At 73.6% G+C, this 23,052-nt stretch carries 28 protein-coding genes; 12 read left to right on the top strand and 16 right to left on the bottom strand.

Annotation, left to right across the window (positions count from 1 at the left end):
- Positions 1-121 precede the first annotated feature (121 nt).
- The 10 genes from ACZ516_RS19470 to ACZ516_RS19425 all read left to right on the top strand — a co-directional run bounded on the left by ACZ516_RS19470 (position 122) and on the right by ACZ516_RS19425 (position 10,975).
- A complete protein-coding gene (locus ACZ516_RS19470; RefSeq protein WP_358583635.1) occupies positions 122-967 on the top strand; it encodes a tryptophan 2,3-dioxygenase family protein in 846 nt (281 codons plus the stop codon).
- A complete protein-coding gene (gene kynU / locus ACZ516_RS19465; RefSeq protein WP_469011194.1) occupies positions 960-2,192 on the top strand; it encodes a kynureninase in 1,233 nt (410 codons plus the stop codon). The genes ACZ516_RS19470 and kynU overlap by 8 nt, the downstream gene beginning before the upstream one ends.
- Positions 2,193-2,303: 111 nt before the next feature.
- Positions 2,304-3,182 carry an alpha/beta hydrolase gene (locus ACZ516_RS19460; protein ID WP_361079849.1) on the top strand — a complete coding sequence of 293 codons (879 nt, stop codon included), beginning with the start codon at positions 2,304-2,306 and terminating at the stop codon, positions 3,180-3,182.
- A 157-nt stretch (positions 3,183-3,339) separates the two neighbouring features.
- The gene (locus ACZ516_RS19455) at positions 3,340-4,293 is read left to right on the top strand and encodes an alpha/beta hydrolase (RefSeq protein ID WP_469011193.1); all 954 of its coding nucleotides are present in this window, start codon (positions 3,340-3,342) and stop codon (positions 4,291-4,293) included.
- Entirely contained in the window at positions 4,286-5,464 is a 1,179-nt protein-coding gene (locus ACZ516_RS19450; protein ID WP_361079853.1) for an acyltransferase family protein, read from the top strand. The genes ACZ516_RS19455 and ACZ516_RS19450 overlap by 8 nt, the downstream gene beginning before the upstream one ends.
- Positions 5,457-6,848 (top strand): sensor histidine kinase, encoded by a 1,392-nt coding sequence (locus ACZ516_RS19445; protein WP_361079855.1) that lies wholly within the window; start codon positions 5,457-5,459, stop codon positions 6,846-6,848. Before ACZ516_RS19450 ends, ACZ516_RS19445 begins: the two co-directional genes overlap by 8 nt.
- Positions 6,845-7,519 (top strand): response regulator transcription factor, encoded by a 675-nt coding sequence (locus tag ACZ516_RS19440; RefSeq protein ID WP_358583647.1) that lies wholly within the window; start codon positions 6,845-6,847, stop codon positions 7,517-7,519. The genes ACZ516_RS19445 and ACZ516_RS19440 overlap by 4 nt, the downstream gene beginning before the upstream one ends.
- Before the next feature lie 132 nt (positions 7,520-7,651).
- Positions 7,652-9,007 carry a sensor histidine kinase gene (locus tag ACZ516_RS19435; protein WP_469011192.1) on the top strand — a complete coding sequence of 452 codons (1,356 nt, stop codon included), beginning with the start codon at positions 7,652-7,654 and terminating at the stop codon, positions 9,005-9,007.
- Positions 9,004-9,672 carry a response regulator transcription factor gene (locus ACZ516_RS19430; RefSeq protein WP_358583651.1) on the top strand — a complete coding sequence of 223 codons (669 nt, stop codon included), beginning with the start codon at positions 9,004-9,006 and terminating at the stop codon, positions 9,670-9,672. Before ACZ516_RS19435 ends, ACZ516_RS19430 begins: the two co-directional genes overlap by 4 nt.
- A gap of 73 nt (positions 9,673-9,745) precedes the next feature.
- A complete protein-coding gene (locus ACZ516_RS19425) occupies positions 9,746-10,975 on the top strand; it encodes a cytochrome P450 (protein ID WP_469011191.1) in 1,230 nt (409 codons plus the stop codon).
- A gap of 79 nt (positions 10,976-11,054) precedes the next feature.
- On the opposite strand, the gene ACZ516_RS19420 is transcribed toward ACZ516_RS19425, so the two are convergent.
- From ACZ516_RS19420 to ACZ516_RS19380, 9 genes are all read right to left on the bottom strand, one after another.
- Positions 11,055-11,306 carry a hypothetical protein gene (locus ACZ516_RS19420; RefSeq protein ID WP_358587672.1) on the bottom strand — a complete coding sequence of 84 codons (252 nt, stop codon included), beginning with the start codon at positions 11,304-11,306 and terminating at the stop codon, positions 11,055-11,057.
- Positions 11,296-11,532 carry a hypothetical protein gene (locus ACZ516_RS19415; RefSeq protein ID WP_358587670.1) on the bottom strand — a complete coding sequence of 79 codons (237 nt, stop codon included), beginning with the start codon at positions 11,530-11,532 and terminating at the stop codon, positions 11,296-11,298. The genes ACZ516_RS19420 and ACZ516_RS19415 overlap by 11 nt, the downstream gene beginning before the upstream one ends.
- Positions 11,533-11,609: 77 nt before the next feature.
- The gene (locus ACZ516_RS19410) at positions 11,610-12,470 is read right to left on the bottom strand and encodes a peptidoglycan-binding protein (protein WP_469011190.1); all 861 of its coding nucleotides are present in this window, start codon (positions 12,468-12,470) and stop codon (positions 11,610-11,612) included.
- A 19-nt stretch (positions 12,471-12,489) separates the two neighbouring features.
- On the bottom strand, positions 12,490-13,125 hold the full coding sequence (locus ACZ516_RS19405; protein WP_358587664.1) for a hypothetical protein: 636 nt from the start codon (positions 13,123-13,125) through the stop codon (positions 12,490-12,492).
- Between the two features lie 58 nt (positions 13,126-13,183).
- Positions 13,184-13,372 (bottom strand): hypothetical protein, encoded by a 189-nt coding sequence (locus tag ACZ516_RS19400; protein WP_469011189.1) that lies wholly within the window; start codon positions 13,370-13,372, stop codon positions 13,184-13,186.
- Between the two features lie 14 nt (positions 13,373-13,386).
- The gene (locus ACZ516_RS19395) at positions 13,387-15,768 is read right to left on the bottom strand and encodes a hypothetical protein (protein WP_469011188.1); all 2,382 of its coding nucleotides are present in this window, start codon (positions 15,766-15,768) and stop codon (positions 13,387-13,389) included.
- Positions 15,755-16,597 carry a hypothetical protein gene (locus ACZ516_RS19390; protein WP_469011187.1) on the bottom strand — a complete coding sequence of 281 codons (843 nt, stop codon included), beginning with the start codon at positions 16,595-16,597 and terminating at the stop codon, positions 15,755-15,757. The genes ACZ516_RS19395 and ACZ516_RS19390 overlap by 14 nt, the downstream gene beginning before the upstream one ends.
- A gap of 56 nt (positions 16,598-16,653) precedes the next feature.
- Positions 16,654-17,766, bottom strand: coding sequence for a phage tail tape measure protein (locus ACZ516_RS19385; protein WP_361079871.1), 1,113 nt, complete (start codon positions 17,764-17,766; stop codon positions 16,654-16,656).
- Between the two features lie 24 nt (positions 17,767-17,790).
- Positions 17,791-18,330 (bottom strand): hypothetical protein, encoded by a 540-nt coding sequence (locus tag ACZ516_RS19380; protein ID WP_469011186.1) that lies wholly within the window; start codon positions 18,328-18,330, stop codon positions 17,791-17,793.
- Positions 18,331-18,373: 43 nt separating this feature from the next.
- On the opposite strand from ACZ516_RS19380, the gene ACZ516_RS19375 reads away from it, so the two are divergent.
- Positions 18,374-18,952 carry a hypothetical protein gene (locus ACZ516_RS19375; RefSeq protein WP_469011185.1) on the top strand — a complete coding sequence of 193 codons (579 nt, stop codon included), beginning with the start codon at positions 18,374-18,376 and terminating at the stop codon, positions 18,950-18,952.
- A 38-nt stretch (positions 18,953-18,990) separates the two neighbouring features.
- Here the strand turns inward: ACZ516_RS19375 and ACZ516_RS19370 are convergent, their stop codons facing one another.
- The 7 genes from ACZ516_RS19370 to ACZ516_RS19340 form a co-directional block, all read right to left on the bottom strand.
- Positions 18,991-19,458, bottom strand: a complete 468-nt coding sequence (locus ACZ516_RS19370; protein WP_469011184.1) for a hypothetical protein — start codon at positions 19,456-19,458, stop codon at positions 18,991-18,993.
- Between the two features lie 8 nt (positions 19,459-19,466).
- Positions 19,467-19,757, bottom strand: a complete 291-nt coding sequence (locus ACZ516_RS19365) for a hypothetical protein (protein ID WP_358587651.1) — start codon at positions 19,755-19,757, stop codon at positions 19,467-19,469.
- A 149-nt stretch (positions 19,758-19,906) separates the two neighbouring features.
- A complete protein-coding gene (locus tag ACZ516_RS19360) occupies positions 19,907-20,506 on the bottom strand; it encodes a phage tail tube protein (protein ID WP_358587649.1) in 600 nt (199 codons plus the stop codon).
- A gap of 127 nt (positions 20,507-20,633) precedes the next feature.
- Positions 20,634-21,035: a hypothetical protein gene (locus ACZ516_RS19355; RefSeq protein ID WP_469011183.1), complete on the bottom strand. Its 402-nt coding sequence runs from the start codon at positions 21,033-21,035 to the stop codon at positions 20,634-20,636.
- 266 nt (positions 21,036-21,301) lie between these two features.
- Positions 21,302-21,502: a helix-turn-helix domain-containing protein gene (locus ACZ516_RS19350; protein ID WP_361079880.1), complete on the bottom strand. Its 201-nt coding sequence runs from the start codon at positions 21,500-21,502 to the stop codon at positions 21,302-21,304.
- Complete coding sequence (locus tag ACZ516_RS19345; protein WP_469011182.1) at positions 21,499-22,023, bottom strand: hypothetical protein; 525 nt, start codon at positions 22,021-22,023, stop codon at positions 21,499-21,501. The genes ACZ516_RS19350 and ACZ516_RS19345 overlap by 4 nt, the downstream gene beginning before the upstream one ends.
- On the bottom strand, positions 22,023-22,334 hold the full coding sequence (locus ACZ516_RS19340) for a WhiB family transcriptional regulator (protein ID WP_469011181.1): 312 nt from the start codon (positions 22,332-22,334) through the stop codon (positions 22,023-22,025). The genes ACZ516_RS19345 and ACZ516_RS19340 overlap by 1 nt, the downstream gene beginning before the upstream one ends.
- Before the next feature lie 359 nt (positions 22,335-22,693).
- On the opposite strand from ACZ516_RS19340, the gene ACZ516_RS19335 reads away from it, so the two are divergent.
- Complete coding sequence (locus ACZ516_RS19335) at positions 22,694-23,050, top strand: transcriptional regulator (protein WP_361080192.1); 357 nt, start codon at positions 22,694-22,696, stop codon at positions 23,048-23,050.
- Positions 23,051-23,052 lie beyond the last annotated feature (2 nt).

The following is a 23,052-nucleotide window of genomic DNA, read 5'->3' as shown; positions in this document are numbered from 1 at the left end:
CCGAACGGGTGTGCCTTGCCGATTCGGGGAAAGTTGCGGAGGATGCCGGTGGGGACCGGGGCCCCCGTGCCGGTACCGGCAGGGGCGGACCGCTACCCGGAGTACGTACGAGGAGACAGCGATGTCCCCAGAGGCGCATGAGACGCCCGCCGAGACGCACGAGGCCCCGAACCTCGACTTCGCCGGCACCACCCCGTACGAGGACTACGTCCAGGCGGACGTCCTCACCCACCTCCAGCACCTGCGGTCGGACGACCCCGGCGAGATGGTCTTCCTGGTCACCACCCAGGTCATGGAGCTGTGGTTCACCGTGATCGTCCACGAGTGGGAGACCGCCGCGAGCGCCCTGCGCCGCGACGACGTCCCGGTCGCCGTGGCCGCGCTCAAGCGCAGCATCCGCGAGCTGGAGGCCCTGAACCACTCCTGGACCCCGCTGGCCGGGCTGACCCCCGCGCAGTTCAACTCCTACCGGAGCTCGCTCGGCGAGGGCTCCGGGTTCCAGTCCGCGATGTACCGGCGCATGGAGTTCCTGCTGGGCGACAAGTCGGCGTCCATGCTGGTCCCGCACCGGGGCGCCCCGCGCGTCCACGCGGAGCTGGAGAAGGCCCTGCACGAGCCGAGCCTGTACGACGAGGTGCTCAGGCTGCTCGCCCGGCGGGGGCACGCGATCCCGGACGCCGTCCTGGAGCGCGACCTGACGAAGAAGTACGAGCCGTCGCCCGAGGTCGAGGCGGTCTGGACGGCGCTGTACTCCGGCGACGAGAGCGCCGAACTGGCGCGGCTCGGCGAGACGTTGACGGACGTGGCCGAGCTGGTCTGGCGCTGGCGCAACGACCACCTGGTCGCCACCCGCCGCGCGATGGGCTCCAAGACGGGCACGGGCGGCTCGGCCGGCGTGGCCTGGCTGGAGAAGCGGGCGACGAAGAACGTGTTCCCCGAGCTGTGGACGGCGAGGAGCCATGTCTGACCTGCGCAGCGAGGCCGAGATCTGGGACGCGAAGGACGAACTGGCCGCCAAGCGCGCCGAGTTCATCCTGGACGACACCGTCTATCTGGACGGCAACTCCCTGGGCGCCCTGCCCGCGAACGTGCCGGACCGGGTCGCGGACGTCATCGCCCGCCAGTGGGGCGAGCTGCGCATCCGCTCCTGGGGCGAGAGCGGCTGGTGGACCGCGCCCGAGCGCATCGGCGACCGCGTCGCCCCGCTGGTCGGCGCCGCCCCCGGCCAGATCGTGGTCGGCGACTCGACCAGCGTGAACGTCTTCAAGGCGCTGGTCGGCGCCGTGCGACTGGCCCGCGGCGAGGGCGGCGACCGCCCGGACGGGGGCGACCGCCACTCGGACGGGGGGCGTGACGAGATCATCGTTGACGCCACGACCTTCCCCACGGACGGGTACATCGCGCAGTCCGCGGCCCGCCTCACCGGCTGCCGGCTGATCCCGCTCGCGCCCGCCGAGGCGCCGGCCGCGCTCGGCCCCCGCACGGCCGCCGTCCTGCTGAACCACGCCGACTACCGCACCGGCCGCCTGCACGACCTGCCCGGTCTGACGGCGGCCGCGCACGCGGCGGGCGCCCTCGCCGTCTGGGACCTGTGCCACACGGCGGGCGCCCTGCCCGTCGGCCTGGACGAGCACGGCGTGGACCTCGCGGTGGGCTGCACCTACAAGTACCTGAACGGCGGCCCCGGTTCACCGGCCTACCTCTATGTGCGCGAGGAGCACCAGGAGCGGTTCGACTCGCCGCTGCCCGGCTGGAACGCGCACGCCGAGCCCTTCGGGATGCGCCCCGACTTCGAGCCCGCCCGGGGCGCGGTGCGCGGGCGCGTCGGCACGCCCGACATCCTGTCCATGCTCGCCCTGGAAGCGGCCCTCGACGTCTGGGACGGCGTCTCGGTCGACGCGGTACGGGCCAAGTCGCTCGCCCTGACGGACTTCTTCCTGCGGTGCGTCGAGACGTACGTACCGCCCGGCCTGGTCGAGTCGCTCACCCCGGCCGCGCACGCCGAGCGCGGCAGCCAGGTCGCGCTGCGCTGCGCGGACGCCGGCGACGTCATGAAGCGCCTGATCGAACAGGGCGTGGTGGGCGACTTCCGGGCGCCGGACGTGCTGCGCTTCGGCTTCACCCCGCTGTACGTCTCCTTCGCCGACGCCGAGCGCGCCGCCCGCGTACTCGCGCGGACGCTGGCGGCGTGATGCCGGGGCGCGCGCCGGGCTGGTAGCGTCCGGCGGATCTTGGTCCCGTCCCCCCGCGCCCGGGGGGACGGGACGTGCCCGCCAGCCGCACTGCCGTTGAGAGGTTGCCGCATGCCGGACGACGCCGCCGTGGCCCGCGATGCCGCCGAGGCCGAAGCCGCCTTCTCGCACCCCGCCGTGGAGCCGGACGCCACCGCCGCCTACGGCGCGCACCCCGACCAGGTCATCGACTTCTACGCGCCCCGGGGCGACACCCCCCGGCCCGCGCCGCTGGTCGTCACCCTGCACGGCGGCGCCTGGCGCGCGCCGTACGACCGGTGGCACCTGACGCCGTTCGCGGACTTCCTCGCGCGCCGGGGCTTCGCGGTGGCCAACGTCGAGTACCGCAGGGGCAGCCCCATCCCGGCCCAGGGCGGCACGGCCCCGGTGGCCGGGCGCTGGCCGGAGACCTTCGACGACGTGGCCGCCGCCTTCGACGCCCTCTTCCCGCTCGTACGCGAGGCCCTGCCGTCGGCCGACCCGCGCCGCACGGTCGTCACCGGGCACTCCGCCGGCGGCCACCTCGCGCTGTGGGCGGCCGCCCGGCACCTGCTGCCCGCCGACGCGCCCTGGCGCACCGAGCGGCCCGCCCCGCTGCGGGGCGTCGTCGCGCTCGCGCCCATCGCGGACTTCACGGCCGCCGAGGAACTGGACGTGTGCGGCGGCGCCTGCGCCCAACTCCTGGGCGGCAGCGCCAGGTTCACGGACCGTCTGCCCTACGCCGATCCCGCCTCGCTGCTCCCGACGGGCATCGCCACCGCCCTCGTGCAGGGCCGCGACGACATCGTGGTGCCGCAAGCCGTGGCCGAGGCGTACGCGGACGCGGCGGCCGCGGCGGGCGAGGTCGTGGGCCTCACCCTCCTCGCGGACGTGGGCCACTTCCCGCTGATCGATCCGGCGGCGGACGCGTGCGCGGTGGTCGCGGAGGAGATCGCACAGCTGGCGTTCTGAACGGGCCCCGCGCGGCGGCCCCGGGGATACCCGTCATACCTGAGAGCTACGCGGCGGGTGCGTACCCCGGTGTGATGCGGGTGACAGAGCCCGGTCCCTAACTTCCCTTCCATGGACGCGAGTCGGAGCACGGCCCGCGCGGTGGAAGGGAAGCGCGATGAGGATCAGTGCCGGGCGGCTGCGCCGCACTCTGCTGGCGGCCGGGGTCACCGCGGCGGTGGTGTTCCCGCTGTCGGGCGCCGCCCGCCCCGAGATTCCGGCCCCCGCGCCCGCCGCCCTCGGCCACGTCACGGCCCGGGAACTGCCCGCCGCGTACGAGGCGAACAGGGCGAACGCCGCCGAGGCCGCCCGCATGGCCGAGCGGTACGGCGCGCGGGAGCGGGCCGCCGGACTGCGCGCCATGGCCGCGCCCGGCCGGCACTTCCTCGCCTTCGACGGGCGGGGCGCGGGCCGCACCGCCGAGGTCTTCGGCGACCTGGCGGACGCCGGGCGCGTCGCCGTCCTGGTGCCGGGCTCGGACACCTCCCTCGACACCTACGGCAGGCTGCGCGCCGGCGCGCTCGCCCTGCACCGCGAACTGGGCGCGGGCACGGCGGTCGTGGCCTGGCTCGGCTACGAGACGCCGGGCACGGTCAGCCCCGCCGTGCTGACCACGGGCCGCGCGGACGGCGCGGCGCCCGCGCTGCGCTCCTTCGTCGCCGACCTGCACGGCGTCAACGCCCGCGCGCGGGTGTCCCTGCTCTGCCACTCCTACGGCTCGGTGGTGTGCGCGAGCGCCGCCTCGGGGCCGCGCCCCCTGGACGTCGCCGACATCGCGCTCTACGGCAGCCCCGGCACCGGCGCCGACCGGGCCGCCGACCTGAACACGGGGGCCCGGATCTGGGCCGGCCGCGGCGCGGACGACTGGATCGCCGAGGTGCCGCACGCCGGCGCCGACCTGTTCGGCACCACGGTGGGCTTCGGCACCGACCCGCTCTCCGCCGACTTCGGGGCCCGCGTCTTCCCGGCCGGGGACGGCGGCCACAGCGACTACCTCAGACCGGGCTCCGTCCCGCTGCGCAGCCTCGCCCGGATCGTGCGCGGGGACGCCCCGGAGGGCGGCCATGCGTGACCTGGTGCGGCGGATCGAGGCCGGTACGCCTCCCGGGCGGGACCGCGCCGTAGACGCCCTGCGGGCCCTGGCCATCCTCGGTGTGGTGGGCGGCCACTGGCTGGTCACGGCGCTGGTGTGGGACGGCGGGGCCCTGCACGGGGAGAGCCCGCTGCGGCACCTGCCGTGGCTCGCCCCGGTCTCCTGGGTCTTCCAGACGCTGGCCGTGTTCTTCCTGGTGGGCGGCCAGGTGGCGGCGAAGAGCCACGCGTCGGCGCGGGCGCGTGGCATCGGCCACCTCCCGTGGCTCGCGGCCCGGCTCGGCCGTCTCTTCCGGCCGGTCGCCGCCGTGCTCGCGGTCTGGGCCGTCACCGCGTGCGCCCTCCTCCTGACGGGCACGGACCCGGACACGGTGCACACCCTGCTGAAACTGGCGCTCTCCCCGCTGTGGTTCCTGCTGGTCCTCGCCGCGCTCACCGCGGTGACCCCGCTGGTGGCGCGGCTCAACCCGCTGTGGCCGCTGGCCGTCGTCCTCCACGTGGATCTGCTGCGGTTCGGTTTCGGGGGCCCGGCCTGGCTCGGCTGGATCAACGTGGCGGCGGGCTGGCTCGTGCCCTACACCCTCGGCACGGCCTGGGCGCGGGGCGGGCTGACGCGCGTCTGCGGGCGGGTGCTGCTCGTGGGCGGCGCGGCGGCCACCGCCGTACTGGTCCTGTGGGGCGGCTATCCCGCCTCGATGGTCGGCGTCCCCGGGGCGGCGGTGTCGAACCTCGACCCGCCCACCCTGGCCGTCGTCACCTTCGGCCTCGCCCAGTGCGGGCTCGCGCTGCTGCTGCGGGAGCCGTTGCGGCGGTGGACGCGCGCGCCCCTCGCCTGGGCGGCGGTGGCCCTCGCCAACCTCTCGGCGATGACGGTGTTCCTCTGGCACCAGACGGCCCTGATGGCGGTGACCGCGCTCGGCCTGCTCGCCGGCCGACCGCTGCCGGGACTGCACACGGTGCCGGACGGGCTCGGCTGGGTGCTCGCCCGCCTGGCCTGGCTGCCGGTGTTCGCGGTGGCCCTCGGGGTCTGCTGGGCGGCGTTCCGCACGCAGGAGCGCGGGGGTCCGCGGCGCGGCGCGGGAGGCTCCCGGGTGGTGCGCGTGCGCCGCGGGGCGGGGGCGGCGCGGGGCGAGGGGGTGCGGCATGACTAGGGTTGATCTTGTGGACGGTGCGGGCCGCGGGGATGGCGACGGAGAGCGGGCCGACCGGTTCCTGACCGGCGGTCTGCGCGGTCTGCGTGGGCTGCGCGGGGAGCTGTGGAACGCGGCCCTCCTGCCGCTGCCGCCGCTCGGCAGGCCCCGGCGGCTGCGCTGGGCCCCGCACCTCGTGGTCCTCGGGATCACCCTCGCCACGACCGTCAACAACGTCGACCAGCTGGCGCAGGTCTACCGACTCGGCTACGTGCTCGGCTGGTTCCTGAGCCTGGCGCAGGGCGCGGCCCTGCTGCTGGCCCTGTCGCGGCCGGCCGCCGCGTGGTGGCTGTCGCTCGGGGTGAACGTGTTCGTCGCCGCGGCGGCGCGCATCCCCTCCGGGCATGGGGTGTTCACCGCCGCCGGGACCGTCCCGCCCGATCAGGGTGGTGAACCCTGGCCGTGGTCGCCGCCCTCGTTCATCGCGCACGCCGCCGTGACCCTGCTGCTCGCGCTGCGGCTGCCGGCCAGGGCCGCCTGGGCGGCGTACGTCCTCGGTGTCGGGGTGCCGTTCCTGCTGCAACAGACGATCAGGCCGGGGCCGTACGACACGACGGTGCCGCTCTCGGCGCTCGTCTTCGGTGCCGTCACGCTGATCGGCACGCTGCTGCGCGGCCGCCGCGAGACCCGCAGCCAGCTCGTCCGGCAGACGACGCTCACCGCCGCGGAGCGCGCCCGGCGCACGCTGCTGGAGGAGCGCAGCCGCATCGCCCGCGAGCTGCACGACGTGGTCGCCCACCACATGTCCGTGATCTCCATCCAGGCGCAGGTCGCCCCGCACCTGGTCAAGGACCCGCCCGACGAGCTGCGGGAGAACCTCCAAGGCATCCGGGAGAACGCCCTGGAGGCCCTCACCGAGCTGCGCAGGGTCCTCGGCGTGCTGCGCTCGGAGGACCCCGAGGACCCCGACGGCGCCCCGCAGGCCCCCCTGCCCACCCTGGACCGGCTCGACGGCCTCCTCGACAACGCCCGGATGGCCGGACTGACCGTCCACGGCGGCTTTCCGGCCGGCGGGGAGCGGCGGCCGCTGCCGCCCGGCGTGGACCTGTCGGCGTACCGCATCGTGCAGGAGGCGCTGAGCAACGCCATCCGGCACGCGCCGGGCTCGACGGTGCGCATAGCCCTCGCGCACGGCGGGGCCGGCCTGCGCGTGCGCGTCACCAACACCGCCGCGCGGGAGCGGGTCCCGCCCTCGCCGGGCGCCGGGCACGGGCTGCTCGGCATGCGGGAGCGGGCCGCGATGCTGGGCGGTGACCTCGCCGCCGGCCCCCTGCCGGACGGCGGCTACGAGGTGTCCGCCTTCTTGCCGACGAACGTTTCGCCGACGAACGGGGAGAGCCAGTGAGGGACACGATCCGGGTACTGATCGCCGACGACCAGATCATGGTCAGACAGGGCTTCACGGTCCTGCTGAACGCGGAGCCGGACATCGAGGTGATCGGCCAGGCGGTCGACGGGCGGGACGCGGTCGCCCAGGTCGGCGAGCTGACGCCCGACGTGGTCCTGATGGACATCCGCATGCCCGAGCTGAGCGGCATCGAGGCCACCCGCCGCATCACGGCCGCGCTGCCCGAGGTGCGCGTCCTGGTCCTGACGACGTTCGACCTGGACGAGTACGTGTACGAGGCGCTGCGCGCGGGCGCGTCCGGTTTCCTGCTGAAGGACGCCTCCGCGGACCAGCTCGCCGAGGCCGTGCGGGTGGTGGCCGCCGGGGACGCGCTGCTCGCGCCCGGCATCACCCGGCGCCTGATCGCGGAGTTCTCCCGTCTGGACGGCGGGGGGCGCGGGCCCCTCAGGTCCCGCGTCGGCGAGCTGACCGGGCGCGAGACGGAGGTCCTCGCCCTGATCGCACGGGGCCTGTCGAACGCGGAGATAGCGGCGGAGCTGGTGGTCGCCGAGCAGACGGTGAAGACGCACGTGGGCCGCATCCTGGTGAAGCTGGGCCTGCGGGACCGCACCCAGGCGGCGGTCTTCGCCTACGAGTCCGGGGTGGTGCGGCCTTCCGGGCACCGGTGAGAGCGGGGCCTCGGGGGGCCTCGGGGGCCTCGGGGCGGCGTGTCGGGCCCGCGTGTAGTACCTGCGACGGACCCCGCGGAACCCCTCTCGCTGTGGACGACCCGGGCCCGGCGCCCCCGTACCGTCGTCACCGTGACCGATACGACTGAGCAGCTCAGGGGCCAGGGCCCCAAGAGCCCGGAGTTCCATTTCGCGCGGGAGGTCCTCGGCGGCCTGCGCGAGGCACTGTGCCGTGACGCCTTCGCCTACCGGCTGCTGCCCCCGAGGCCGGCGGGCGGCGGGGCGGCCCGTCTGCTCCCGGAGCGGATACGCCCGTACGCCGTCTGGAGCCGTCACGCCCTGGTGGTGGCCGCGGCCCTGATCACCATGTTCATCTCCTACCGGATGGCCCTCGGTGGCGGTGGTGCCCCCTACGTGGCCGTCAGCCTGATCCCCGCGGCAGCCGTCCTGATGACGCTGGTCAGGCCGGTCGGCGCGTTCTGGGTGTCGCTGGCGTCGACGCTGGTCACCGCGGCGTTCGGGAACACCTGGGACGGCTGGCCGTGGACGCCCGAGGCCTTCTTCGCGCACATCGTGGTGATGGTCGTGGTCGCCGCCCGCACCCGCCCGCGCACCGCCCTGTGGATGTGGCTCGCCACGGCGGCGTACGCCCTGGCCGCCGAGGCCCTGCTGGACTTCGGCGCCAACGGCTACGCCGGGTCCGACGCCCCGGCGATGCTGTTCTGCTCGGCGCTCGCGCTGCTCGTCACCACCCTCGCCCATGTGCGCAGCGAGGCCCAGCGCGAGGTCACGGTGCAGCGCACCGTCACCGCCATCGAGCGCGGCAAGCGCACGCTCCTGGAGGAGCGCACCACCATCGCCCGCGAGCTGCACGACGTGGTCGCGCACCACATGTCGGTGGTCGCCATCCAGGCGGAGGCCGCGCCCTACCGCGTGCAGGACCCGCCGCCCGAGCTGGAGCAGGCGTTCGCGACGATCCGGGAGAACGCGGTGGCGGCGCTGACCGAGCTGCGCCGCCTCCTCGGTGTCGTACGGGCGGAGGACTACGAGGCGCCGGACGCCCCGCAGCCCACCCTCGCCGACCTCGACCGCCTCCTGGACAACGTCCAGGACGCGGGCCTGAGCGTCGACAAGGTGATCACCGGGGCGGTGCGGGAACTGCCGCAGGGCGTGGAGCTCTCGGCGTACCGCATCGTGCAGGAGGCCCTGAGCAACAGCCTGCGCCACGCGCCCGGCGCCCCGGCCCGCGTCGAGGTCGGCTACGTCCTGGGCGGCCTCGGTCTGCGCGTCGTCAACGGCCCGGCGACCGGCCTGGTCAAGCCGTCCCCGGGGGCCGGCCACGGCATCACCGGCATGCGTGAGCGCGTCACCATGCTGAACGGTGAGATGACGGCGGAGGCGACGGCCGAGGGCGGGTACGAGGTCACCGTCTTCCTGCCGGTGCCCTTGGCCGACCGGCCCGAGGCGGCGAAGGAGGAGAGCGCATGACGATCCGCGTGCTCATCGCGGACGACCAGATGATGGTCCGCGAGGGTTTCTCCGTCCTGCTGGGCGCCATGCCCGACATCGAGGTCGTCGGGGAGGCGGTCAACGGCCGCGAGGCGGTCGAGCGGGTGCGCGAACTGGCCCCCGACGTCGTCCTGATGGACATCCGCATGCCCGAGCTGAACGGCATCGACGCGACCCGGGAGATCGTCGCGGCCGAGGGCACGTCGAAGGTGCTCGTCCTGACGACGTTCGACCTGGACGAGTACGTGTACCAGGCGCTGCGCGCGGGAGCCTCCGGGTTCCTCCTCAAGGACGCCTCGGCGCGCCAACTGGCCGACGGCGTGCGGGTGGTGGCCTCCGGCGAAGCGCTCCTGGCGCCGACCGTCACGCGCCGCCTGATCACCGAGTTCTCCAAGATGGCGCAGACGCCGCGCCTTTCGGCGGCGGTCCAGGCGCAGCAGTACGGCGAGCTGACCGAGCGCGAGACGGAGGTCCTGGTGCTGATCGCACAGGGGCTGTCGAACGCGGAGATCGCCTCGCGCCTGGTGGTCGCGGAGTCCACGATCAAGACGCACGTCAGCCGGGTCCTGGTGAAGCTGGGGCTGCGGGACCGCACGCAGGCGGCGGTCTTCGCGTACGAGGCGAGGCTGGTCACCCCGGGCTGACGGACTTCCGGGCGGGTCGCGGCCCCCTCCGGAGGTCTGTCCGCGCCCCACGGCGACCCCATAGCGTCGCGCCATGACGCCCGTACCGTTCGATCCCTCCGAGGTCTTCACCCCCGACGCGCCGGAGTTCGTGGCCGACCCCTGGCCGGCGTACGACCGGCTTCGCGCGGCGGGCCGCGCCCTCCACCACGCGCCGACCGACCAGTGGCTGATCCCGCACCACGCGGACGTCTCGGCCCTGCTGCGCGACCGGCGCCTGGGCCGGACGTACCTGCACCGCTTCACCCACGAGGAGTTCGGCCGCGCCGCCCCGCCGCCCGAGCACGAGCCGTTCCACGTCCTGAACGACAACGGCATCCTCGATCTGGAGGCGCCCGCGCACCCCCGCATCCGCCGCCTGGTCGCCAAGGCCTTCACGCCCCGCACGGTCGAGCGGCTGCGCCCCTACGTCGAGGAGCTGGCCGACGAGCTGGTGCGCGAGCTGGTGGCCGACGGGGGCGGCGACCTCGCCGCGAAGGTCGCCGAGCCGCTGCCGGTCGCGGTCATCGCCCAGCTGCTGGGCGTCCCGGAGAGCGACCGGCATCTGCTGCGGCCCTGGTCGGCCGCGATCTGCGGGATGTACGAGCTGCGCCCCTCCGCGGAGACGGCGACCAGGGCGGTCGCCGCCTCCCTCGAATTCTCCGCCTACCTGCGGGAGTTGATCGCCGCCCGCCGCGAGAGCCCGGGGGACGACCTGATCTCGGGGCTGATCGCGGCCCACGAGGACGGCCGGTCGCTCGGCGAACAGGAGATGATCTCCACCTGCGTGCTGCTCCTGAACGCGGGACACGAGGCGACCGTCAACGCCACGGTCAACGGCTGGCACGCGCTGCTGCGCCACCCCGACCGGCTCGCCGAGCTGCGCGCCGACCCGGCCGGCCTGCTGCCCACGGCCATCGAGGAACTGCTGCGCCACGACACCCCGCTCCAGCTGTTCGAGCGCTGGGTCCTGGACGACATCGAGATCGGCGGCGTGCGCATCCCGCGCGGCAGCGAGCTGGCGCTCCTCTTCGGCTCCGCCAACCGCGACCCGGCCGTCTTCACCCGCCCCGCCGAACTGGACCTGGCCCGCCGCGACAACCCCCACATCTCCTTCGGCGCGGGCGTCCACTACTGCCTCGGCGCCCCCCTGGCCCGCCTGGAACTCACCGCCTCGGCCCGGGCCCTGCTGCGCCGGGCCCCCACCCTGCGCCTCGCCGCGGAACCGGTCCGCAGACCGAACTTCGTGATCCGCGGCTTCCAGGAACTGCTCGTGGAGGTGTGACCGCGTACCTTGCACGCACCACACGTCGACCGGCGGACCGGACCGTGCGAGCGGTCCGGTCCGCCGGGAGGGCGGTGTGCTATCTGCCGCCGGTCTGCCAGAGCGTGACCGCAAGCGCCGTGCACGACGTGATGGCGGCCAGGGACGGCAGCGGCCAGCGGCTGCGCTCCAGGGCGCCGAGGCGGTCCTCGTGTTCCGAGAGGGTCTTGTCGGTCTGGTCGGCCCGCTGCAGCAGGAGCGCCAGATCCCCGCGCGTGGTCGCGAACCCCACGTCCACGGAGCGCCTCAGCCGCTCCAGCTCCAGGGGGACGCTGCCCGTCTCAACCGCCATCGTCCGCCCCCTCGCCCGCCTGCCCGCGCAGCCACGGGGGCAGCAGCGCCTCGACGGCCGGTACCGACATCAGCCGGCTCAGCCCGGTGGCGAAGGCGACGAGGGCCGCGAGCACCGGTACGTCGGCGATGCCCGGGTCCGCCGCGAGCAGCGGCAGGGCGGCGAGCAGCGTGAACAGCGCCTGTACGGCGGTGCGCAGCGCTCTGCGCGTGGTGTCTTTCTCCATGGTTCTCCTCGGTTCTCCCGGGTTCTCCTCGGTGCTCCTCAGCGCTCCGCAGTGCTTCTTGCAGGAGTCGGCCGCCGTCAGGGCCGCGGTACGCGCAGGCGGTCCCAGCTGGCCCGCCCCGGCACCCCGTCGGCCGCGCCGCCCCGGTAGCCGAGCTTGTGCTGCCAGGCGGCGTACGAGGCGCGGTCGGCCTCGGTCCACACGGGCCCGGGCCCCATCTCGTACCGTCCGCAGCCCTCCTCGACCAGGCGGCGGCCGACCGCCGTGCACAGCGCGTCGCGCCGGCCGACCGTGAAGAACGCCGCGCCGGGGAACGGCGCGTACGCGGGGGAGGGGGTGTGGTCGCCCGGCGGCCTGGAGCCGAGCCGGGCGGCGACCCGGCCGCGCATCACCGGCATGGAGAAGGACGGGTCGATCTTCCTGCGGGTCCACTCCTTGTGGGCGATCACGCTCGCCCCCGTCCAGCCGTGCGCCCGGCACAGGGCCGCCGACAGGCGCTCCACCGCGTCGAGCTGGGCGGCGGGGTAGGGGTCGCGGCCGGTGCCGAGGTTCTCGATCTCGAAGCCGTAGAAGCGGGCGTTGCCGTCCACCGCGTCGGGGCCCGGCCGGGACGGCGGTGCCTTCGAGGTGCGGACCGCGTCGAGCACCGCGCTGGAGCCGTTGCCGGCGTGGTTGGTGCGGCCGTATCCGACCAGGTGGAGCGTGCCGTCCTTGGCGATCAGGCCGACGCACAGCGGGCCGGGCAGGTCGGGCAGGCCGTGCCGGCAGACGGCGAGGCTGTCGCGGCCGGCGGTGTGGTGCAGCATGACGCCGTGCACCGGCCCCCAGGGGCCCTTGTGGTTGCGGTTGTGCGTCCTCCAGTCGCCGTGTTCTCTCACGCGGACGCCCTCGCCGCGCAGGGCGCGGACGAGGGCGTCGGGGGTCAGAGGTGTGGCCATGGGGGCCTCCTCGGGTGTGTCAGTTCAGGCCGGTGAGGGTCAGGAAGCGGTTGGTGAAGGTGGCGGTGGCGGCGGTGGTGCGGTAGGCGCCGGTCACGGTGTAGGCGGCGCCCGCGGTGAGGCCGGAGAGCGGGAACTGGCTGCTCGCCGAGACCGGGTTGGTGCCGCCGACGACGGCCGCGCGGTTGTCGGCCGCGGCGAAGACGACCCTGGTGCCCTGCTTCACGGAGGCCGAGAAGTGCGCCAGGCCCGCCGCGCTGTTGTTGATGCGGGCGCCGACCGTCAGGAGCGCGATGCCGGACGGCGGGGCGAGGAAGGTGACGGCGAACGGCTCGGTGACGCCGGTGAGGGTCTCGACGTACGCGGTCGAGGTCGTCGTACCGCTGAGGTTGCTGAACCAGTGCACCGGGCCGGGCACGAGCGGCGCCCACTGCCGGGCGGCGGTGAAGTGGTAGTAGCGGCCGGGGTTGTTGAGCCAGGTGAGCATGCCGGGGATCGGGTCGCTCACCTTCGCGTCGCGGGCCGCGGCGTCGGCGAAGCGCAGCACGGTGCGGCCGTCGACGGCTTCGGCGAGGGACTGGAGGTGGACGGGGATGTTGGCGTTGTCGGCGGGCTGCGGGTAGGGCAGGCTGCCGAGCGGGGTGAGAGCGACCATGAGTTCGATTCCTCCTTGGGGCGGGCACGGGCACGGGGCCGGGGGTGGCGCGGCGGGCTCAGCCGTCGAGCGGCGGCGGCAGCGTCTCGTTCGGGTCCATGCCCTCGTCGTCGGCCGCCACGAGGGGGTCGTCGATCTGCACGGGCCCGGGCGGCGGCACGTACGTGCCGGCCGTCCCGGCCTCGTCGGGGTCGTCCTCGTTCATGCGGAGGCTCCCCTCCTCGTTCATGGCGAGGCTCTCGTTCATGGCGAGGCTCCCGTTCATGTCGTGGCCCCCGTCGTCGTCAGGAGCGTCCGGTAGCTGAGCGCCGCCGTGGTGAGGGCGTCGAGCGTCGCGTACTGGGCGGTGAGCCGCTGGTACGTCCGCTGCGTGCCGTGGGCGGGGTCCACCGGGCCGTCGGGGGTGAGCCCGTCGTCGGCGGGCGCGCCGTTGTACGCGGTGCCGCGCAGGGTGAGGGTCTGCTGCGGGGCGCTGCCCGCGGCGCACGTGGTGCGGATGCCCACCACCCAGGCGAGGGTGTCCAGTTCGGCGCCCGCGAAGTCGCGCACCCGCACCACGTCGCCGAGCTGGACGCGCGGGTCGTGCAGGATCTCCACCTCGCCGAGGAGCGGCACGGGGTAGCGGCCGGCGGCGAGCATGGCGTTCGACAGGGCGGCGGCGCCCGTGGACGTCTGCACCCAGTCGGTGGCGGGCGCCGTGTACTGCTGCTTGCCGTAGTGCTCCTGGCTGGTGGTGTTCCAGCGGGCGTAGGACCGCTGCCTGGGATCGGCCGACCGCTTCAGGGGCAGGACGCGCACGGACGGCTTGCCGTCCTTGGTGACCGTCCACACGCTGGTCGTACCGCGGTTGGAGAACCGTACGAAGTAGGTCGGCCCCTCCCGCCAGCAGCTCACCGACACCTTGCCCTTGACCGCGGTGCCGCCGGTCTTCGCCGTGCCGAACCGCACGCCGTGGCCGTCGTAGCTGACGGAGTCGTCCACGACCAGGAGCGGTCCGACGTCGTTCTCGTCCTCGGCCATGGCGTACTGCACGACGACGGCGGTGTTCGGCTTGATCTCCCGCACCACCGTGTCGTCCACCGCCTCGCCGCGCAGCGCCTTGATGCCGGTCCAGTCCTGGTAGGGCTGTTCGCAGTGGTTGCGGCAGGCGTCGATCTCCTCGGTGACCGTGAGCGAGGCGATGTCCCGGTTCGTGGTGACGGTGAGGTCGGGGACGGTCGGCACCGTGGTGAACCGGGAGGGGCCGCGCCAGCGGAAGACGCCCTGTTCGTCGAATTCGGCGGTGGACATGCTGGCCCGGGCGATCTCGGTGATCACGTCCCACTGCGAGCCGGACACCTTGGGGATGTCGTACAGCGGCAGTTCGGGCAGGTCGAGGACCGCGCCCTTCACCCACCCCCCCTTCGGCTCCCACTCCTGGTCCGGATAGCTCGCCGTGTCCGTCCACACCCGGTCGGTGACCTGGAGGCACTCGACGGCCATGTCGGTGGTCAGGTCGATCCGGTTCAGCTCCGAGGTGGGCTGGAACGCCGACTCCTGGGTGAACGTGTACTTGCCGCCCACGCGCAGCGAGCCGTCGGGGGCGGTGAGGCGCGGCTGCACGGTCGGGGCGACGACGGTGCCGGTCGAGGACGTGTCGACCAGGAAACCGAGGTGCCAGTTCCCGCGCAGCGAGGCCAGCTTGTCGATGCCCCAGGTGACCGTGGGCGCGGCGACGCCCGTGGTGCCCGAGGTGATGCCGACGACGCCCGTGGCGATGTCGAACGACGCCTTGATGTAACCGGTCTTGGTGCCGCTCTGGTCGAACACCGCCGACATCTCGATCAGATTGCCGCGCGTGAGCGCCGTGTTGACCCAGCACTCCACCAGGAAGACCTTGCCGGGCATGACGAACCGCGAGCGCGGCATCCAGGAGGCGGTGAGCCCGGTGGCCTTCGGCATCAGCGCGAGCTCGAAGGGCGCGCCCTCCTGGATCCAGTCGTACGCGGACGGGCTCGGCACCTCCTCCGGCTGGCCGTAGGTGGAGTTGAAGCCGCCGTGGAGCGAGGCGTAGAGCACGGTGAACGGCTTCTCGTCCGCCGTGTCGTCCTGGTCGACCAGCGGCGCGCGCGGGGGCGGGCAGGTGTGGATGCCGCCCTGGCGCAGGAGTTCGTCCACGCACCAGGTGGCGGTGGCCACCGGGCGGCCGTAGAGGTAGCCGTGGTAGGGCCGGGGCAGCGAGGCGGGACCGCGCAGCCGCTCGGCCCCGTCCAGGGCCTGCACGGTGACGGTGTCGCTGCCGGAGGCCGCGCCGCGCGAGCGGACCGTGCCGCGGAAGGCGGGCAGGGTGCGCCCGGCGGCCCCCGCCCGGTGGACGACCGACTGGCCGGGGCGTACGACGTCGCCCGTGGCCCGGTTCGCCCAGGCCGAGTACAGCCGTGGCGCGGGGACGCCGTCGGCGCCGCCCAGCTGCACTTCGAGCTGGGCGGACGCGCTGCCGGAGAAGGCCCGCATCGCCTCGGGGAGGTCGGTGGCGTAGGCGCGCTCGACCTTCCAGGACTGGACCTGGCCGCCCAGCTCCTCGCCGCCGAGGCGGGTGGAGTGGGCGGGGACGCGCTCGGGGGCGGACAGGGCGTGGTCGAGGGCCTCGTCAGAAGGCTGCACGGCGCACCTCCACGAGGTCGACGCTGACGTTGCGGTACGGCAGGCGGGCCGCCGGGACGTCGGTGTACGCGGTGACGGACATGGCGGGGCAGCCGTCGCCGAGGAGGTGGGCGCCGGGCCCCGTGCCCGGGTCGGCGCCCGGCTCCTCGTCGAGGGTGAGGCAGGCGCCCGCGAGCCCGAACAGACCGGTGGCGCCGGGGCGCCCGACCGGGGTCGCGAAGGCGGCGCCCGCCGGGGCGGTGCCGGTGACGGAGGTCCCGGAGGCGTGGGCGGTGCTCAGATACGTCCCGTCCGCCGCCTTCCAGTCCAGCTGGGCGGTCACGGTGGCCGGGTCCCAGCCGGCCGGCAGGAGCCAGGACACCCGCATGCCGGGCACCACCGGCCAGCCCGCCCAGGTGCCGTGCACCCAGCCGATGGCGGCGGCCGGGTCCTGGCAGTCGGCGGTGGTGAGGTCGTCGGCGTCGCGGGCGAGCGCGACGGCGCCGTTCATGGTGAACCAGTGGTCCCGGCCGCCGGGGCTGTCCGACTGGCCGGCCGCCTGATGGGGGTCGAGGAGGTTGACGGCGGCGGGGTCGAGCACGACGAGCGGGCCTCGGCCGGTGCCGACGCGGCGGGCGAGGCGGTCCAGGTGCCGGGCGTCGCCGGGCTCCAGCCAGTCGAAGGAGAACTTCAGGCGGCGGGTGGTGCGGGTGGGGGCGAAGGTGGTGACGCGCCCTTCGAGCGCCTTGAACTCGGTGACGTTCAGCTCGGCGGTGCGCTCCCAGCTCTTCGCCGCCTGACGTATTTCCCGGAGCCGGCCGGGGGCTCCGATCCACAGGTTCCTGGCCATGAACTCCTCCTGTTCTATGTGATGCGCGGCGTACGGGCCTACGGCGTGCCGCGCGGTTACCTGCGGGCGAGGGCGCGCTGCCCGGCGAAGACGGCGCGGGCGATGGTCTGCGAGTCGACGTCGACGTGCACGGGCCGCTCGGCGAGCCGCTCCATGACGTCGGCGAGGCGGCGCAGGGCGGCGGTGTTGCCGCCGCCGCGGCCGATCATGCTCTCCAGGCGGGAGAGCGGGATGACGGCCTCGGATTCGCCGGCCTCACCGACGAGGGCGAGGGTGCCGCCGCTCCGCGCCCGCACGACGCCGCCCTGGGCGAGGTGCGGGACGGGCACGTGCAGGCGCGGGAACCCGAAGGACTTGCCGCCCCATTTCGGCACCCAGCTCGGGATGGAGATCTTGATCCCGGCGAGGACGCCGAACACCCCGTTCAGGGCGCCCGCCAGCCCTTGGATGGGGGCCAGGATGAGGTTGCCGAGGCCCTTGACCAGCGGCTTGATGAAGTCGACGGCCGAGCGGGTGCCGGACTTGATGCCGCTCCAGGCGGCGGTCATGCCCCGCTTGAGGGCGGCGGTGACCTTGTCCATGTTCACGAACTGGGCGATCAGCGGGGCGGCCAGGGTCATGATCAGCCCGAACGGGCTGGCCGCCATGGCGAGGTTCAGCCCCTTCTGGGCCACGCTCGCCCCCTTGAGGCCCTTGCCGAGCCCGCCCATGGACTTGCCGCCCTTGTCGGCGTTCTTGCCGGCCTTGCCGACGGACTTCTCGACGGCGTCGGCCTGGCGCTGCACGTCGCGCAGGGCGGTCTTGGTGCGGTTGGCGGCGCCGCGCAGCCCGTCCAGGGCCTTCTTGAAGCCGTCGCTTCCCTTGCGGGCCTTGGAGAGGGATCCGTCGGCGGTCCGCAGGCCGGTGTTCAGTTGGCGTACGGCGCCGCCGCTGTTGTTGGCGGAGGTGCGCAGCCGTCCCACGGCGGTGGCGGCGGTCCCGGAGGACGTGCCGAGCTTGCCGACGGCGGTGGCGGCGGTGCCGGCCGGCCGGCCGAGGCTGCCGACGGACCTCGCGGCGGTCCCGGTCGACTTGCCCAACGTGCCGATCTCGGACGCGGCTTGGCGGGCCGCCCCGCGCAGCCGCCCCAGTTGGGTGGCCGCGGTTCCTATGGACTGGTTCAGTCCCATGGTGTCTTCTCCTCGCTCGCCGCGTCAGAAGCGGGAATTGAGCCGGGTGATCTCGTCGTTCAGGTGCTGCACGGCGGCGTTCGCCTGGGTGGCCTCGCGGCGCAGCGCGCTGACCTGACTGCTCCGCAGCCCTTCGAGCTGACTGTTCTGGCGGCTGTTGGTCTGCCGTACCTCGGAGAGGTCGGCCTTGCGGCGGAGCTTCTGGTCGACGTCGCGGGAGAGGTCGCTCACCCGTCGGTCGACGCGGCCGGCCGCCTCTTTTCCTTCGTTGGCCAGGCGTTTGGCGGCACCGATGTCTTCGGCCAGCTGATCCGGCAGCTGGCGCAGACTCCTGAGCTTCTTCTTCTCCCTCTCGGCCATGAAGTCGTATTCGAAGTTCGCCAGCTTGAAGCCGCCGGACAGCAGGGTGGCCTCGCCCGAGACACCGGTCAGGGACGCGGCCGCACCCGTGGCGGCACCCGCCGCGCCGACGGTTTCGCCTTTGGCCCAGCCGTGTTCGAACTTGGTCGTGAACTCCTGGATCTGCTTCTCAAGGTCTGCCACCCTGTCCTTGATCGGCTTCACGTCACCTTCGCTCATCTGGCATTTCCTCTCGAAAGGTTCCTGAATGTCCGATAGTTCGTCGGGGTATTTCTCCGGACGCGGAAGGGACGAGTTCGACATACCGGCTTCTCGCTCCGGAAAGGTCCTGCTCGCGGAGGCCTGGGGCAGAGCGTTCGGGCGGGGCTTCTCGATCGACGGTGATTGCACGGAGGGCGGCATCACCCTCCGGGAACGCGTCGGGGAGTCCGGGTGGGGAAAGGACCGGGCCCACCTGGTGATTCCGGCGAAATACCACCGGCTCGCCATATCCGACGGCGTGCACAGGCCGGGGCGCTGGCACATATCCCTCGGCGAACTGTCGGACGCGCCCCCGCTGGCGCCGGAGAATGCCGGGAACACGTCCCGCGTCTTCACCCACCACGGGGAAAAGACAGAAGCGGACGTCGATTTCGAGGGCCACGGTTCCGTCTGGCTCTACGACTTCCAAGGGCGCGGGGAAAGGAAGCTGATCGAGCACACGGGGAAGTTCCGCGGCACGATCGTCATCCCGGGCCCGGGACTCGTCGCCGTGGGCGGCGGCCACGGGGGCGCGCTGCGGTGGGGCTCCCTGCCCCCGTGGAAGGTGACCCTGCGCCGGAGGTGACGGGGGACGACCGGTACGGCCGGGCGGGCTTCCGCTCGTCAGGAGAAGAAGGCGGCCAGCTGATCGGCGCTCGGCCTCGCGAGGGGCGCGGGCGCGGGCCCGGGGGCGGGGCCCGGGGCGGTGCCGGGACCTGCGCCGGGACCTGTGCCGGGGGCGGTGGCGGGCTCAGGGGCGCCCCGGGTGGCCGCCACGTCGACCGTACCCGGCCGCGGCACCGGCTTCGGCGGCTCCAGGGGATCCGCGTCCTCGTCCCGGTTGACCGTGGCGAACATCCAGTTGGCGTCCGCCAGTTGGTCCACCACATGGGCGAGGAGATAGTCCCCCACCGCCCACTCCGCCGCCTCCCCCTCCGTCTCGCGGGCCACCGCGCTGTCCCGGGGCAGGTGCCGGATCAGGAGCGCGAGGCGGCGCGAGGAGAGCCGGCCCCGGTGCCAGTCCAGCAGGTCGAGGCCGTAGTGGCGCAGCAGGTCCGCCTCAAGGGCCTCGGCGTGTTCGTCGACGAACACGCCGAGGCTCAGCCTTCCCCCAGGCCGAGCCCGGTCTCCTTGCCGTACGCCTCCAGGATCGCCGCGATGTCCTGCATCGTGACGTCATGACGCTCGAAGCGGGCGAACTGCTGCTCGCCCAGAAGCAGTTCGAGCAGTCCGTCCACGTCGTTGTCGTCCAGGTCCCGCAGCTCGCGCGCGGTGGCGCGGGTCAGTTCGGTCGGCAGCTCGAAGGTCTCGGCGTCGAGCTCGAAGGTCCAGGCCCGACCGAGCGCTTCGAGGCGCTGGGCGCGGGCGGCGTTGACGTTGAAGCCGGCCACGGTTGTCTCCTTGGGCAGGGCGACGCCCGGCCGTGCTAGGGGGCACGGGCCGGGCGTCGCGGGGATCCTATGCGGTCGCGTACGAGCACGACCGCCGATTGCGCGCCGTCAGCGGGCGTTATGAGCGGGCCACATGTGCCCCGGCCGGCTCACGCGTAGGACGTGGCGAGTTCCTTGATGCGGAAGCTGGCCAGCGGAGCCCGGTCGTCCTTGGCGAGGGCCGTGAAGGTCACGCCCAGCTTCACCGCGCCGGTCCGGGTCAGGCCGATCTCCTCGGTCTCGGTGACCTGGCCGCGCGGCACCACGAAGCGGTACTTCGACGCGCCGTCGACGAACTCGATGCCGAGCGCCCGCTCGTCCGGGGTCGGCGTGTTGGCCAGGTCGTACGAGAACTCCTTGAGCTCGTTCTCCACCACGGTCCCCGGCGCGGTGGTCACCGCCTTCACCTCGCCGCCGCCCATGAAGAAGGCGAGGGTCGCCTTGTTCAACTGGAGCAGCTGGAACTTCACGGTGAGGTCGCGGTCGGAGTAGATGAACCGCGCCGGGCTCACCGACTGCCAGGTGTCCACCGGGTCGATCTTGTCCTTCTTGTTGAACTTGATGCCGTCGGTCGTGGTGTAACCGAGGTCCGTCCACTTGGTGGTGTCCCAGTCGACGGTGGCGTTGGCCGGGGCGTCGGTGCCGGCGGGGGCGATCAGGACGCGTCCGGTACCGGCGACGCGGATCTCCTTGCCGTTGTTGCCTGCCATGCGTACTCCTCAGATGGGTGCGGTTGGTCGCGGGACGACGGTCCCGGACACGACGAAGGCCCCGCCGTGATGGGGCAGGGCCTGGAACTGCGTGCGGTGCGTGTGGTGCTCAGGGGGAAGCCGGGGCTCACTGGGGCCGGATCGACACCCGGACCGTCGACAGGTACCGGCTTCCCGCCGGGCGGTTGTGGTCGGGCAGCCAGCGCGGCCCGTCCGTCTCGGTGACGTCGGTGACGACGGCCCCGCCGTACGAGGTGCCGGCCAGTTCGAGCACACAGGCGCGGGCGGCGAGGGAGACGCTGTGCGCGGTGGTCTTGTCCGGACCGTAGACCTCCAGGTCGAGGAGGGGCTGGTCGAGATGCCGGTCGTCGACCCACGCGCCACCGACGCGGGAGACGAGGACGGCCTTCTGGGTGCCGTCGAACCCCGGGGGCGGCCGGTTGTCGACGTCCGAACCGGCGAGCTCCGCCCGGTTCTTGAGGAAGTCGACGACGAGCCGTTCCGCGTCGGGAAAGGTCAGGATGGCCACATGGACACTCCCTGTCATCGGAGGGGATGGGACGGGTGCGGGCAACACGAAGCGGCAGGTCCGCCGCCCCTCGCCGGGGGCGCAGCTCTGCCGCTGCTCCAAGTGTGATCCAGGGTCCCGATTCCCGCAACCGGCTTGTACGGGGCCCGGGTTGACCCCGGCGCCGAAGCACGCGAGGGGCTCGCTGCCGATACGCACGAGGGGCCCCGCACCTCCCGGGTGCGGGGCCCCTCGCTCCTACGTTTCTCTCACGCGGCTGACGCGGCTTACGTGGGCGGCCGGTCCGCCACCCGTGCGCGGCGGACGGCACGCTCGGCGGCGAAGACGTCCTCCAGGCGGTACAGGGACCGCCGCCCCTGCCGCCCGGCGGCCTTCAGATGGCCGAGCTGCACCCACTTGCGGATGGTGGCGGGCGAGACGTCGGCCTCGTCGGCGGCGAGGTCACCCGAGATCAGCGGTGTGTTCAAGGCGTCTCCTCGTCGAGCACGTGCCGGCACGGGGGGTTCACGCACATCGCGATCCCCCGCTCCGGAAACGCCCGCAGCGAGACGCAGTCGCAGGCCGGGCAGCGTCCGGGGAGCCGCACCAGCTGCTCGGGATCCCCGAGGGCGCGGGCACAGCGGTGGGCCATCCGGCGCGCCTCCTCCTCGACGTGCGCCGCGAGGTCGGGCAACTCCGCCACGTAGTCGAGGAGTTCGCCGAGCCGGCGCAGCCGGACCGGCACCGGGGCGGCGGAGATGCGGCGCAGGCCGAGCCGGTCGCGTACGGCCTCCTCCAGCTCGATCACGCCGTCACCGATGTCGCGCAGGGCGTCGCTGACGTACAGGCGGACGGGCGCGACGGCGGACGCGGCGGGTCCGCCACCGCGTACCTCGCGCAGGGTGCGTCCGGTGCCGGGCACCAGCTCCGCGAGGAGCAGGGGGTAGCGGCGGCGCAGGGAGTCGAGCCAGAGGGCGGCGCGGTCGACCGCGCTGTTCGCGTCGCTCATCACGGCCTCCCGGCGGCCGGCTTGCGGGGCTTGACCGCGCGGCCGTTGCGCCAGAGCCGCCCGCCGCTGACGCCGTCGAACCAGCTGTGCGACGGATCGACGACGGCCTCGCACTCGCGCCGGATCGGACACTGATTGCAGGCGCGCAATACCGGCGCGGCCTCGGCCAGGGTGCGGGTGAAGACGTACTGCTGGGGGAGGTCCACGCAGGCGGCGTCTCTGCGCCAGTCGAGAGCTTCGTCCAGGGGGGCTTCCGTACGAGGAAACGCGCTGTTCAGAGCAAGTGCGGGGACAGCTGTCCGTTGAGGCATGCGCAATCCCTCCGCAGGGTATGCGAACGTATGTTCGAAAGGGCGATGCGTGATCAGAGTTCCACGCTGTGTGCGCAGGCGCAACTAAAAATGGCGAGGCGAGTGAGCGGAGTGGCGAGAGGGATGGCCAGAAAGCAACGTCCGGCGGGACCCCGCCGGAACTTCCCGGCAACGCGCTGGCGCGCACGTATGTCCGTGCGCGCGCGATCGATACGCTCCCCCTGCGACGAGGGGAGAGCGACGACATGGTGTCCAGCCCGCGGGCCAGCGCCCGCAGCGACCAGGACGGACAGATCCGGGACAGTGGCCGGAATCGAGCGGATGAACTGGAGGAGTTCGCCGAGTGGATCGAGGGTGTGATGCGCGAGCGCGGCTACGACATCGACAGCCCGCGCGGCGGCGGCAAGTCGAAGCTGGCGGACGACGCGGGTGTGCACCGGGCGGCGGTCAGCCGGCTGGTGCAGCGGCAGAGCATGCCGGACCTGGAGACGATGCGGCGGCTGGCGACGGTGCTGGGCGTTCCGCTGCGGGACATGCTGATCCGCTCGGGACGCCTCTCCGAGAGAGACCTGCCGATCACGGCCCCGCGGGGCGGGGACACCGGCGCCCCCCGACGGCTGAGCCCCGAGGAGGCGGCTCGGCGGATGGGGGTGCCGACGGAACTGCAGGCGGTCTTCGTGCGCGTCACGAAGGCGTTCCTGCCGCAGGACGAATAGCA

This window comes from Streptomyces sp. NPDC034037, from assembly GCF_055575715.1.
The sequence above is the reverse complement of the archived record's forward strand: the minus strand, read 5'-3'. Positions and strand labels throughout refer to the sequence as shown.